Source organism: Thiomicrospira microaerophila, assembly GCF_023278225.1.
GTDB classification, from domain to species: Bacteria; Pseudomonadota; Gammaproteobacteria; order Thiomicrospirales; family Thiomicrospiraceae; genus Thiomicrospira; species Thiomicrospira microaerophila_A.
Genome location: NZ_CP070959.1, coordinates 2,398,348 through 2,411,010 on the forward strand (window position 1 = coordinate 2,398,348; position 12,663 = coordinate 2,411,010).

Here is a 12,663-nt window from a genome sequence, read left to right on the forward strand (position 1 = left end):
AATGAAAGCACTGGCTAGGTGGTTGTTTAAGTTGTTGTGGCGAGTTGAGGTGCGAGGTCTGAAGCATTACGCCAAGGTCGATCAAACCAAAACGCCGTTGCTGATTGTGGCGAATCATCAATCCTTGCTGGATGGGCCGTTGATTGATTTGTTTGTACCTGGGTCAACCACCTTTATGATTCATGCCGACCATACTGGGGGCTGGAAACGCTGGATTTTAAAGTTGGCAAATTTTATCGAAGTTGATATGCACAGTCCCTTGGCAGCAAAACATATGATTGAGGCCTTAAAAACCGGTAAACAGGGGATGATTTTTCCGGAAGGACGGATTAGCACCACCGGCGGGTTGATGAAGGTCTATGAAGGCACTGCGCTGGTGGCAGATAAAACCGGGGCGATGATTTTACCGGTACACATTGAAAATGCCCATTTGAGCCGGTTTTCCTATTTAGATGGGCGGGTGCGCTGGACGCAACGTCGTTGGTTTCCCAAAATCACCCTAACGATTTTAGAGCCACAACAACTTAGCATTACACCTGGGTTGAAAGGTCATGCGCGTCATGCTGAATTGAAATTAGCGATTTATAAGTTAATGCGCGATAGCCAGTTTTATGCGCGTTTTCAACCGAAAAATTTAACCCAGGCTTTGTTGGATGCGAAACAGCAATTCGGTTACCAGGCCTGCTCGATTGCCGACGCGCAGGGTAATCAACTCGGCTTAAAAAAACTGGTGTTGGCGGCGCGGGTGTTGGGTTTAAAGCTGGATCAAACCCTGCCAAATCAAAACTACGTTGGCGTGATGTTGCCGAATGTTGCCGGTATGGCAGCGGTATTTTTTGCGTTGCAGGCCTATGGTCGCGTGCCAGCGATGTTGAATTTTACCGCCGGACAGACGGCGTTGCTGTCGGCTTGCCGGACCGCGCAACTCAAAACGGTTTTGACCTCACGTAAGTTTATTGAACTCGCTGGGCTGCAAGTTTTGGCAGAGGGTTTGGCGCAAGAGGTTGAACTGGTGTATTTAGAAGATTTGCGCGAACAAATCGGCACAGGTTTAAAGCTCACGGCGCTTAGTCGTTCTGTTAAACAGCTACCAGGCCTGGTGATAACGCCCGACAAACCGGCGGTGGTGTTGTTTACGTCCGGTTCGGAAGGTGTGCCCAAAGCGGTGTTGCTATCCCATGCAAATATTGTTGCGAATATCGAACAGGTCAGTGCGATGTTTAGTTTATTGCCGGGTGATCCGGTGTTTAACGCCTTGCCGACCTTCCACAGTTTTGGTTTAACCGCTGGGTTGTTATGGCCATTACTCAAAGGCGCACAGGTAGAGCTTCATCCTTCTCCCTTACACTATGGCATTATTCCAGAGCGGATTTATCAAACCAATGCGCGCTTGTTTTTCGCCACCGACAGTTTTTATCGGGGTTATGCTAAAAAAGCCGATGCCTATGATTTTTATAGCATCGATGCGTTGGTCGCCGGGGCAGAAAAACTTAAACTCGAAACCCGCCAGCTTTATAGTGATCAATTTCATAAACCGATTTTTGAAGGCTATGGCGTGACAGAAACCTCACCGGTGCTGGCCGTCAATATTCCGCAAATGTGTCAGCATGGCACGGTCGGGCAGTTTGTTCCGGGAATGGACTATCGGCTGGAACCGGTAGCAGGCCTAGTTGAGGGAGGGCGCTTATGGGTAAAAGGACCGAACGTGATGCTGGGGTATTTTAAGGCAGACAACCCAGGTGTGCTCGAACCGGTTGAAGACGGCTGGTATGACACAGGCGATATCGTCACGGTCAACCAACAGGGCTTTATCACGATCCAAGGGCGTGCCAAACGCTTTGCCAAAATTGCAGGTGAAATGGTGTCCTTATCGGCGATTGAAAGCGCGGTGGCAGGTGTGTGCTTACACGGTCAAGCCGTGGCGGTGCGGGTGCCGGATGAGCATAAAGGCGAGCGCATTGTGCTGGTGACCGATGATAATCACCTTAATAAACAGCAGGTCGCACAGGCGATTCGGCAGGCCGGTTTAAACGAATTGGCGATACCTAAAACGATATTATTTGTCGAACAGATTCCCTTGTTAGGCACAGGTAAGATAAACTATCCAGCGGTTGATGAACTGGTATCTCATTAAATTTTTTAGAGAAGCGCTATGTTAAAAAAAGTATTACTGCCCGGTATTTTAGTTTTATTAGCCTATGGTTTTTGGGTTAGCCCGGACTTTAAAGATATTGCAGCCGGTATCGCGCTGTTTATGTTCGGTATGATTTTGCTCGAAGAAGGCTTTAAAGCCTTTACCGGCGGCGCACTTGAAAATGTACTACGCAAATCCACCAGCCATCAATGGAAAAGCTTTAGCTTTGGCGCGGTCGCTACCACCCTGATGCAATCGAGCAGCTTGGTTTCATTGATTACGATTTCATTTGTCGGCGCGCAAATGATTAGCCTTGCCGCCGGCATCGGCATTATTATGGGCGCGAACATCGGTACCACCACCGGTGCCTGGTTGATTGCCGGTTTTGGTTTGAAAGTCGATATCGCCAGCTATGCGATGCCGATGTTGGTGTTTGGTGTCGTGCTGTTATTTCAAAAAAACAAAACCTATAAGGGCATCGGCTCGATTTTAATGGGGGTGGCGTTTTTATTCCTCGGTATTCATTACATGAAAATCGGTTTTGAAGCCTTTCAATCCGGTTTTGATTTAACTGCCTATGCGGTACCAGGCCTGTTAGGTGTGTTGCTGTTTACGCTAATCGGTATGGCGATTACTACGATTATGCAATCCAGCCATGCCACCTTGTTGATCACGATTGCCGCCTTGGCGACAGGTCAAGTTACCTATGAAAACGCCTTAGCCTTGGCGATTGGCGCGAACCTCGGTAGTACCGTGACCGCGTTACTTGGCGGCGTGGCATCGAATATCTGGGGCAAACGTTTAGCCTTTGCGCATCTTACGTTTAATCTTATTACTGCGGCCGTTACGATTATTTTTATCAACCAGTTCGTCTGGTTGGTGGACCATCTCGCGGCGTTGATTGGGATAAATGATGACAGTTATTTATTAAAACTCGCCCTGTTTCACACACTGTTTAACCTATTGGGTGTGGTGCTGCTTTGGCCATTTGTTCCAAGATTAGAAAAAGAATTGATTAAGCGTGTTGATTTTAAACCCGAGTCTTCAGAACAACCACTTTACCTTTATCCTGAAGCGTTGGAAACACCTGCCACCGCGGTCAGTGCGGTGCGTCAAGAGGTGGGTCACCTCTATGACAATGCCTATGGTATTTTGGTGCATGGCATCAGCTTGCGGCGAGCGGTGATTGAGTCGGATGAGTCTTTAGATGAAGCGGTTAAATACACCCGTCGGATTATGCCACTGGATTTAGATGACAGTTACGAAAACAAAATTAAAGCGTTACATAATGAAATTGTCGATTTTATTGGTCAAGCGCAGGTGCGTGAACTCACCCCCCAAGCGACCGAAGCGCTTTATGTCTTGCGTCAAGCCAGTCGTGATATAGTCGAATCGGTTAAAGCGATGAAGCACCTGCATAAAAACCTGAGTAAGCACGGGGTGTCGGGTAACTTAGCGATTCGTGAAGAATATGATGCGATGCGCTTAATTTTGGCAAAATTATTGCGTGCCTTACAGCAGGCGCGTAATGATTCAGCTGAATCCATTCCACTATCAATGGACGCGTTAAAGCTCGAATTAGAAAAATCATCACGTGAGCTGATTGCTCAGCTTGATGACAAAATTCGCCATAGACGTATTCAACCGGCTATTGCTACTTCAATTATGAATGACGAGGGTTATACGGTTGAATTGGGAAGAAATTTAATTGACGCATTGCGTGTTATATTAACTGAAGAGAATGTACAATCAAATCAAGACCTAGCACTGACAACCGATGAAATTGCACAGCTCGCTAGCGATAGCGAATCCACACCGCAGGTTAAGGCTTAAGGAGTAGGGCATGAAGCTGAAAAAAATGTTAGAAAAACTGGTTAAGCTGTTGGACTCAGAAAAACGCGAATGCAAAAAGACCATTAAATCGCTAAGAGAAGTGCTAAAGAGCTTAAAGCAAAAAGAGCAAAAACTACGCCTAGAGCTGGATCAGATCACCGATGAGCAAGCCAAACAAACGCTTCAAGATCAGCTGAATGTCATTGCAGCCCAGCGCGCAAAGGGCAAAGACAGATTATTAGAATTACGAGCGCAATCGCAAGATAAGGGCTGAAACCATAAATAATAGAGACAGCTGTATAAGCTATTCAATTTTGAGATTTTAATTATGATAAAAAGAATAACCCTAACATCTTTAATAGCCCTGTTTGTTTTAGCGGGTTGTAACGGTGCCGATGAAGAATTGCTAAGCAAAAAAACGGGACAGCTTCCTGTACAAACGCCACCCGAGCAACTAGATCCAGACCTTGAACCTGAACCTGATTTAACCATACCCATTTCAATTCAATTAACTAATCCAAACTTATTTGTTACTGGAGTTGGTGAAGCGGATACCACTCAAGTATTAGTAACGATTATAGATGAAACGGGTCAACGCATTAAAAACCCTAGTGGGAGCCAATCAAATGTTCGGGTAAGTTTTGAGTCAAGACCTAATGGTGGTGAGTTGCTAACCAGTATTGGTAAAAATGGAGCAACAATTCAAGGGTCAGAATTTATTGATCTAGCCAGTCAAGATGGGCGAATCGGGTTTAACTTGAGGTCGGGTACTTTACCCGGAGTTATTGAAATAAAAGTTTCATTGATTGACCAGCCTTCTCAATTTGCCGTGTCACCCAAAATAAACGTTTCATCGGGTCCTGCTGAATCCATTACATTTAGCTATCCTTATGATTCGATCACTAACCTTGGTAATGGATTTTATCAACGTTTGATTGGTGTTTCGGTGAACGATAAATGGGGTAATAGTGTTCCTGATGGTACGGTTGTCAACTTGACGGTTTTAGATAGTGTGGTTATGTCTAATATTATGCCTGTGGTTAATGCAGAATTAAGAACCAATGATCCTGCAACCGCAGCCGAGATTGAACAGAATGAATCACGCTTAACCATAGGTACAGCAACCGTGGCTGAGAATGCGACCATTAGACGTAATAACACCGATAGATTTATCGAATCAGGTGATCGTGTATTGCTTTGGAATGCATTAGCAACGGATAAATTAAGATTTGTTTCTAGCTTAGCGGTCAATGACATCTCGGTCAGTAAAAACTATTTATCGAATCAAGATGATTTAGATTTCATAATTGGCGCCTCTTTATTGGGAGCCTCGATTGCCGGAGAAGATGGGCTTGGCAATCGTCTAACTGGCCAACTCAGGGTTCAAAATGGTATGGGACAGGCTTATTTAACCTATCCTGCTAATAGCAATAGTTTAAACCTAGGTTGCGGTGGGGTATCGGCGATAGATTTACGTTATCAACCCTTAGGTTCTGCGCAAGTTTGGATTTCAGCGGAATCTAATCAAGGGAAAGCCACCACAATTAATAATCAAGCTTGTTTTGCCGCGCTTTCTCCGTTAGAAATAATCAATTTTAATGAGATTTCTAGTATCTCATCGACGAGTGCTATTAGTTTGAGTGTTAGGGATGCGGGTAATGTCAACCTGCCTTATACCCGTATTAGCTCAATGGTAACAATTGAAGAGTCTGCTCCAGGGTTTGCGGTTTCCGTTACGCCCTGTTTTGAAGGTACGGTTTATGAATCTTTAACAAACTTAGCCGGTGCTTGTACGATGACCATCAACGTGGTCGCGCCGATAGACCCGGATGATACCGCTTCTGCTAAGGTGGTGTTTAGGGTGGATGAATCTACTTCGGTAGAAATTGATGTCAATATTGACTAGAAGCTGGTTGCGCTGGGTCATCCATTGACCCAGCAATATAACTGACTATTAGAAATAAGCCTTTATGCTATTACTTTTTTGGCTAAAGCAATTTGGTTTTTGACTTGTTCCGGTGCGGTGCCGCCTAGGTGATTTCGGGCGGCAACCGAACCTTCTAAGGTTAAAACCTCAAACACATCTTCAGAAATCTTATCGCTAAAGCTCTGTAGGGTTTCTAGTGACATCTCAGAAAGATCCAAACCGTTTTTTACGCCATGGGCGACTGCTAAACCGACCACCTCATGTGCATCACGAAAAGCCATGCCTTGACGAACCAAGTAATCGGCCAAATCGGTAGCGGTTGAAAAACCGCGCTTGGCGGCTTGGTATGTCACCTCACGTTTAACCTGTATCGCCGGTACCATGTCGGCAAACGCGCGCAGACAACCCCGCACGGTATCTACCGTATCAAACAAGGGCTCTTTGTCTTCTTGGTTGTCTTTGTTATAGGCGAGGGGTTGTGACTTCATCAGCGTGAGAAGGCTAATTAAATGCCCATAAACCCGTCCTGATTTACCGCGAACCAATTCTGGTACGTCCGGGTTTTTCTTTTGCGGCATGATGGATGAGCCGGTGCAAAAACGATCGGGTAGATCAATAAACTGAAACTGCGCTGATGACCAAAGAATTAATTCTTCCGAAAAGCGGGTCATGTGCATTAACAAGGTCGCAGCCCAAGCCGTAAATTCGATTGCAAAATCACGATCCGATACCCCATCCAGAGAGTTTTGACTTATACGGTCAAATCCCAATAGTTTTGCAGTGTATTCGCGATCAATCGGGTAGGTGGTACCTGCCAAAGCCGCCGAACCAAGAGGTAGGGTGTTGACTCGTTTACGACAATCTTGCAGACGTTCGACATCACGCACCAGCATTTCGTACCAGGCCATCATATGATGGCCAAAGGTAACAGGCTGTGCGGTTTGTAAATGGGTAAAACCGGGCATAATTGTATCAGCTTCACGTTCTGCAACAGAAACGATGCCCTGCTGTAGTCGCTTTAACTCGGTCAGAATGAAATCAATTTCATCACGTAAATAAAGGCGAATATCGGTAGCGACTTGATCATTGCGCGAACGGCCGGTATGAAGTTTTTTTCCGGTCACCCCAATCATTTGGGTTAAGCGTGATTCGATATTCATATGAATATCTTCTTGTTTAATCGACCAATGCATTTCACCATTTTCAATTTCTTGTTGGATGTGTTGCAATCCTTTGATAATCGCATCTTCTTCTTTTGCATCTAAGATGCCTACCTTGTAAAGCATCCGTGCATGGGCGATTGAGCCTTGGATATCTTGGCGATACATACGATGGTCGAATTGTATCGAAGCGGTAAATTCTTCAACAAACGCATCGGTCGATTCGGTAAATCGACCGCTTGATAATTTTTCTTGGTTAATATTTTGAGTCATAGCTCACCTTATTTAATTAGAAGCTAAAGGGCGCCGCATTTGATCAGGGCTAATTGGTAAGCGCATCGGATTTCCCATGTTAGCATAGGCAATATTTAATCGTTGATGGATTAAACCCGCATACAACTGAACATCCATGGTTCCCACTAGCGGCTCCGCCACCGGTACACCCTTGGCATTAATAAAAATTACAGTGGGCGTAACCTGCGCACGGTACATTCTAGCGAAATTGCGCTTTGAAATGGTTTCTTTATCGGAAAATTTTATTGGACGTTGAAGGTCTAGATCGACCTTACGCATGAACATGGCGTAACCGTCATAAAGCCCACCGCGAATCATCGGATTAAGCACATCGCGCTCAAGTTGGTGGCAGAAGTTGCAGTGTTCAGCGGTAAACATAATCATAATCGGAATATTCATTTCTTGAGCAGCTTGAGAAACAGCGTGGAAATCATCCATCTCTAGTATTTTATGCGCATTGGCTTGTTGGCTTGAACATCCACTCAGTAGTAGGGCAGTCAACAGCAAATAGATAATAGGCATGGCGTAAGCCCTTTTTAAAATGGTAATAAGTTGTTGTCAAAGCGCCGATTAAGTGATTCGCTCGGCGCGATGATTGATATGTTTAATGTGCGGAAGGTAGTGGGCGCTGCATTTGATCTGGGTTAACTGGCAGGCGCATAGGATTACCCATGCGTTCATAAGCTTGATTTAAACGCTGATGAATCATTCCCAAATAAAGTTGAACCTCCATCGAACCAATCATTGGCTCAGCGACCGGAATGCCGCGAGAATCAACAAAAATGACCGTTGGGGTCACATCTGCTCGATACATTCTGGCAAGATTACGCTTGGTAATCCGCTCATCAGCATTAAACCTAATTTCTTGATGCAACTCACTGACTTTTCGCATATGCAAGGCATAGCCCTCATACATGCCGCCGCGTAGCATTGGATTAAACACCGTGCGTTCTAACTGGGTGCAAAACTCACAATGAGGCCCAGTAAACATTAGCATAATCGGAATATTATTTGCGCGGGCTTGTTGTGAAAGCCAGTGGAAATCAGATAGTTCTTGCATGTTTGCATGGGCTTGGCGATCAAAACACCCTGCTAATAAAAACAAGCTAAAGCCAAAGATAAGTAGTTTTTTCATTTTTATCGCTCCTGAAGTTAACTAACGAGGCTTTATAGCCTTCTTTTAATTAATCTAATAATTAGATTGGTTTGTTATTTTAACCAAAAACAAAACTAACCTTTGAGTAAAATCTAAGGTTAATTTCAATCCCATTCAAGCGAAAAAACGGATATAGCCGTGCGAAATTTATCGGTAGACTGAATTATGAGTTCTTTCTTTACAACGTGATACGAATATTCATCAACTTAAGGATTTACAGGCAGTTAAAGCTTGAGTTATGTGCAAAAGGGGGTTAAATGGAGGCTATAATAGCGAGTAAACAAGAACGAGGTTAAATAAAACGCTATGAAAAAAAAGTTAACGATTGCAACCCGTAAAAGTCCGCTTGCGATGTGGCAGGCAGAGTTTGTTAAAGCAGAATTAGAAAAAGCGCATCCAGGCCTGGTGGTAGAGCTAGCGCCAATGAGTACCAAGGGTGACAAAATTTTAGATGTTCCTTTAGCTAAAATTGGTGGTAAAGGTTTATTTACTAAGGAATTAGAAGACCGGATGTTGGCCGGTGAAGCCGATTTGGCGGTGCATTCGATGAAAGATGTGCCTATGGTCTTGCCGGAAGGTTTTGCATTGAGTGCCATTATGAAGCGCCATGATCCTACGGATGCGTTTGTATCCAACCAGTATGCGTCGCTTGATGACTTGCCCCAAGGCGCTATTTTGGGTACCTCTAGTTTACGTCGTCAGGCTCAGTTTAAAGCACTGCGCCCAGATCTTGAAGTAAGGTTTTTACGCGGAAATGTCGGTACGCGTTTGGGTAAATTAGATGCCGGTGAATATGATGCGATTATTCTTGCGACCTCCGGGCTTGAGCGTTTAGGCTTAGAGGGTCGTATTCGTGCGCGTATGGCACCTGAACTTTGCTTGCCGGCAGTGGCACAAGGGGCGTTGGGTATTGAAACCCTAGCTGGTGACACGGAAACCCAAGCCTTGATTGCGGTTTTGAACCACCCGGATACCGAGATTGTGGTGAAAACTGAGCGAGCAATGAATCATACTTTGGATGGCGGCTGTCAAGTGCCTATTGGTGGATTTGCATTACTTGAGGATGGCGAAGTTTGGTTGCGTGGGTTGGTTGCGGAAACCGATGGGTCATTGATCGTGCGTCAGGAAGGCCGTGCGCCGGTTAATGAGGCGGAAGCCATGGGGCGTCGCATTGGGCAAGCCCTGCTGGACAGTGGCGCGCGTGAAATTTTAACAAAATTGTACGCAAACGAATAAACTACAATGAACCAGGCCTGCTTGTTAAATACTCGGCCGCAGCATCAGGCGGCTGGACTTTCAAGTTTAATCAAAGCTGCTGGTTTTAATGTGATCGAGTGCCCTGCATTAAGGATGGCTACTCAAGTTTGCCAAACGCCTCCAAGTTGGTCCCAACAGGATGTTTGGGTTTTTGTCAGTCGCAATGCGGTGGTGCATTTTGCCGAGCAGCTTGGCCACGAACCTCAAGGTGATGCAAGATTAGTCGCTGTTGGTGCGGCTACTGCACAGGCGATGATCGAGAAGGGTTGGCAGAAGATTGAACCCCTGCCGCAAAGCTTTGATTCCGAGGGGATGTTGGCTATGAAGGTCTTTAGTCAACCCTTGGGTTTAAAGGTCGGTATTGTTCGGGGTGATGGTGGCCGCGAGTTTTTGTCGGAAAGCTTAGGTAAATCGGGTGCAGAGGTTCAGTTTTATGAGGTGTATCAACGCATCATTGCCCCTTTTTGTAACCAGGCCTGGTCTAGGTTTAAACAACAAGACCAAGCGGTGATATTGTTTACCAGCAAAAGCAGTTTGGATGCCTTTATTCAACAATGTCCTATTAACGACCAGGCCTGGTACTGCCGACAACCCCTTATCGTGTTCAGTCAGCGTATTGCCGAATATGCACGCCATCAAGGGTTTAATGGCTCTATAGAGGTCACTGCCAATTCGAGTGATCAGGCTGTATTAGATAGTTTTCGCCTATTCCTTAATCGTCAAGGAGAATAAGATGAGTGAACCCATTACCCCTAAAGCCGATCAACATGCTGTTGAAGGTGAGTTTATCGAAGCCGATAAACAAGAAAAGGCGGAACTAAACGCCGAAGAAAAAGCGAGCAAGCCAACTCAAGCTGATCGCCCCGCCAAATCCAAAGCCGCTCGACAGTCTTTTTTATTGACCCTGGTCATTATGCTGGTATCCGGTGGGGCTTTGGCTACCGCGCTAGCCACTTGGTTACAGCTCCAGCCTCTAGTACAAACTCAGATCGCCGAATCAAGTGAGTTAAAGCATGAAAGCCAGCCATACCCGATGCTTGATCGAGTGATCGAGAAAATTAACTACCAACAAAATCAAATTCAACAAACGCGCCAAGAGCTGCAAGCCCAGCAAGGCCAAGCCCAGCAGATTGAGCAGCAGTTTGCGGCAATAGAGGCGCAGTTGAGTGAAATGCAGCATCGTATTGTTGCATTAGGTGAAGATGTTGAGCAGGCTGCGGGTGTTGAGTCGGCTGTGAAGGGCTTGGCTAATAACGAGGTCATTCAGGAAAATGAAGCGTCTTCGGTCATTCATATTCAAGACCCGCAGTTACGCCAAGACTTAAATCAGTTACGCGCCCAACTTGAAAGCGCACTTGATCAAGTAAATCGTGAGCTGGAACAGCTTAACCAGCAGAGTCGGCAAGGCTTGGAGCAGTTGAACGACTACGTTAATTCTGAGCAGTGGCAACAGGATAAGGCTAAAGTGCAAGCGCAGGTTGAGGGCATTAGTGAACAGTTGTCTGAATTAGCTTCACAACAACAGCAATGGATAGAGCGAATCAAACCTCAAATTGAACAAACGCTTGAAGAAGTCACGCCTCAACTGGAGGGTTTCCTGTCCATTTTTAATCAATTATTTAGTATTAAGAAGCATAACGAGGCTGAAGAATGAAAAGCCTAATTAAGTTGAGTTTAGTGCTGATCGTCACGGTGTTGCTGACCAGTTTAGCGTTATTAAATTTGGGCGAGGTTAACTTACGCTGGGATATATGGCAGATTGAAACCAGTGTAACTTTTGTTTTGGCCTTGTTAATTGTTTTGTTCATTTTGTTTTATTTAATAATTCGGGGTTGGCTATGGGTTTTTAACTTACCTGCTGTTTGGCGTAATCATCGTCGGATCAAACGGTTTCAGCAAGCGGAAAACTCTTTGGCGAGAGGTTTAATCGCTCAAGAATCGGCGGACTGGTCGCAGGCCGAAAAGCAGCTAATTAGAACAGCCAAGCTCAGTCAAAATGGGGTCATGCACTATCTGACTGCGGCCAAAATGGCATCTATGCAACAAGCAGACCAACGTCGTGATCAATACTTGAGGCAGGCTAAGCTTGATTACCCGGAACAAGGCCTGACGATTGGTTTGGTTGAGGCACGTTTATTGACTGAAAAGGATCCTGCATTGGCCGCAGTGATTTTAGCTGAACTGCATAAACAAAACCCAAAGCACAAGGTGGTGTTACAGGAATACGTTGGGATTTTGCGACAGCTAAAACAATGGATGCGTCTTCGTGAACTCATGCCGGTGATAAAAAAAGTCAGTGGGTTAGCGCGCCAAGATATTGCTCAAATCGAGACTGAAGTTTTAGCCATGCAATTGGCTCAGGCCGAGAGTTTTTCAGAAGTTGAGAATCTATGGCAAGCGCTGAATGGCAAACAAAAACTCTATCCACAAATAATGGTGGAGTATGTTAAAGCAGCTATGAAAGCTGAACAACTCAATGGCTTAAGTGAGTGGATTGAAAAGGCATTGAAGGCGGAATGGGATGAAAGTCTGGTTTATTATTATGGTCGTATTCAGTTTGGTCCGGCTTATGATCGTCTAAAAAAAGCCCAGGCCTGGTTAAAGCAACATCCTCAATCGGCGGTTTTGTTTTTAAGCTTGGGGCGCTTGGCTTGTCAGAGTCAGCTTTGGGGTCAGGCGCATGAGTATTTTAAACAAAGTCTTAAATTACAGCCTGAGTTAGAAACCTTTCATGCCTTTGCCCAATGCTATGAAGCTGAAGGAGAGGAACGTGAAGCGGCGTTAATTTATAAGCAAGCCATGCTGGCATTGGATAAACCCGAGTCCTAGGGGTATGGAATATTTGTATAATAATTAAGTATACTGGTATAACATGTGTATAATTTAGTTTAATGATTGTCTT

The 12,663-nt window shown here is 45.2% G+C and carries 11 protein-coding genes; 8 read left to right on the forward strand and 3 right to left on the reverse strand.

Annotated elements, in window-relative coordinates:
- The first annotated feature begins 1 nt into the window (after position 1).
- Genes JX580_RS11705 through JX580_RS11720 form a run of 4 tightly spaced genes read left to right on the forward strand, consistent with a single transcriptional unit; the run spans position 2 to position 5,873 of the window.
- On the forward strand, positions 2-2,134 hold the full coding sequence (locus JX580_RS11705) for an AMP-binding protein (RefSeq protein ID WP_248850719.1): 2,133 nt from the start codon (positions 2-4) through the stop codon (positions 2,132-2,134).
- A gap of 18 nt (positions 2,135-2,152) precedes the next feature.
- A complete protein-coding gene (locus tag JX580_RS11710) occupies positions 2,153-3,967 on the forward strand; it encodes a Na/Pi cotransporter family protein (RefSeq protein WP_248850720.1) in 1,815 nt (604 codons plus the stop codon).
- A 10-nt stretch (positions 3,968-3,977) separates the two neighbouring features.
- A complete protein-coding gene (locus JX580_RS11715) occupies positions 3,978-4,241 on the forward strand; it encodes a hypothetical protein (protein WP_248850721.1) in 264 nt (87 codons plus the stop codon).
- Between the two features lie 54 nt (positions 4,242-4,295).
- Positions 4,296-5,873, forward strand: a complete 1,578-nt coding sequence (locus JX580_RS11720; protein WP_248850722.1) for a hypothetical protein — start codon at positions 4,296-4,298, stop codon at positions 5,871-5,873.
- Positions 5,874-5,935: 62 nt separating this feature from the next.
- Here JX580_RS11720 and argH read toward each other — a convergent pair whose 3' ends face one another.
- From argH to JX580_RS11735, 3 genes are all read right to left on the reverse strand, one after another.
- Positions 5,936-7,327, reverse strand: coding sequence for an argininosuccinate lyase (gene argH / locus JX580_RS11725; protein ID WP_248850723.1), 1,392 nt, complete (start codon positions 7,325-7,327; stop codon positions 5,936-5,938).
- A 12-nt stretch (positions 7,328-7,339) separates the two neighbouring features.
- Positions 7,340-7,870, reverse strand: coding sequence for a thioredoxin family protein (locus tag JX580_RS11730; RefSeq protein ID WP_248850724.1), 531 nt, complete (start codon positions 7,868-7,870; stop codon positions 7,340-7,342).
- An 82-nt stretch (positions 7,871-7,952) separates the two neighbouring features.
- Entirely contained in the window at positions 7,953-8,483 is a 531-nt protein-coding gene (locus JX580_RS11735) for a thioredoxin family protein (protein WP_248850725.1), read from the reverse strand.
- Between the two features lie 327 nt (positions 8,484-8,810).
- Between JX580_RS11735 and hemC the strand changes: the two genes are divergently transcribed.
- The 4 genes from hemC to JX580_RS11755 are packed head-to-tail and all read left to right on the forward strand — an operon-like array spanning position 8,811 to position 12,590.
- A complete protein-coding gene (gene hemC / locus JX580_RS11740; protein WP_248850726.1) occupies positions 8,811-9,740 on the forward strand; it encodes a hydroxymethylbilane synthase in 930 nt (309 codons plus the stop codon).
- Between the two features lie 6 nt (positions 9,741-9,746).
- Positions 9,747-10,493, forward strand: coding sequence for a uroporphyrinogen-III synthase (locus tag JX580_RS11745; protein WP_248850727.1), 747 nt, complete (start codon positions 9,747-9,749; stop codon positions 10,491-10,493).
- A 1-nt stretch (position 10,494) separates the two neighbouring features.
- Entirely contained in the window at positions 10,495-11,415 is a 921-nt protein-coding gene (locus JX580_RS11750) for a hypothetical protein (RefSeq protein ID WP_248850728.1), read from the forward strand.
- The gene (locus JX580_RS11755; protein WP_248850729.1) at positions 11,412-12,590 is read left to right on the forward strand and encodes a heme biosynthesis HemY N-terminal domain-containing protein; all 1,179 of its coding nucleotides are present in this window, start codon (positions 11,412-11,414) and stop codon (positions 12,588-12,590) included. The genes JX580_RS11750 and JX580_RS11755 overlap by 4 nt, the downstream gene beginning before the upstream one ends.
- The last annotated feature ends 73 nt before the right edge of the window (positions 12,591-12,663 follow it).

Excerpts from the sequence above, each read along its gene's own strand:
- JX580_RS11720 (WP_248850722.1), top strand. The coding sequence starts at position 4,296 with ATGATAAAAAGAATAACCCTAACATCTTTAATAGCCCTGTTTGTTTTA.
- hemC (WP_248850726.1), top strand. The coding sequence starts at position 8,811 with ATGAAAAAAAAGTTAACGATTGCAACCCGTAAAAGTCCGCTTGCGATG.
- JX580_RS11705 (WP_248850719.1), top strand. The coding sequence starts at position 2 with ATGAAAGCACTGGCTAGGTGGTTGTTTAAGTTGTTGTGGCGAGTTGAG.
- JX580_RS11735 (WP_248850725.1), bottom strand. The coding sequence starts at position 8,483 with ATGAAAAAACTACTTATCTTTGGCTTTAGCTTGTTTTTATTAGCAGGG.
- JX580_RS11715 (WP_248850721.1), top strand. The coding sequence starts at position 3,978 with ATGAAGCTGAAAAAAATGTTAGAAAAACTGGTTAAGCTGTTGGACTCA.
- JX580_RS11730 (WP_248850724.1), bottom strand. The coding sequence starts at position 7,870 with ATGCCTATTATCTATTTGCTGTTGACTGCCCTACTACTGAGTGGATGT.
- JX580_RS11710 (WP_248850720.1), top strand. The coding sequence starts at position 2,153 with ATGTTAAAAAAAGTATTACTGCCCGGTATTTTAGTTTTATTAGCCTAT.
- argH (WP_248850723.1), bottom strand. The coding sequence starts at position 7,327 with ATGACTCAAAATATTAACCAAGAAAAATTATCAAGCGGTCGATTTACC.
- JX580_RS11750 (WP_248850728.1), top strand. The coding sequence starts at position 10,495 with ATGAGTGAACCCATTACCCCTAAAGCCGATCAACATGCTGTTGAAGGT.
- JX580_RS11755 (WP_248850729.1), top strand. The coding sequence starts at position 11,412 with ATGAAAAGCCTAATTAAGTTGAGTTTAGTGCTGATCGTCACGGTGTTG.
- JX580_RS11745 (WP_248850727.1), top strand. The coding sequence starts at position 9,747 with ATGAACCAGGCCTGCTTGTTAAATACTCGGCCGCAGCATCAGGCGGCT.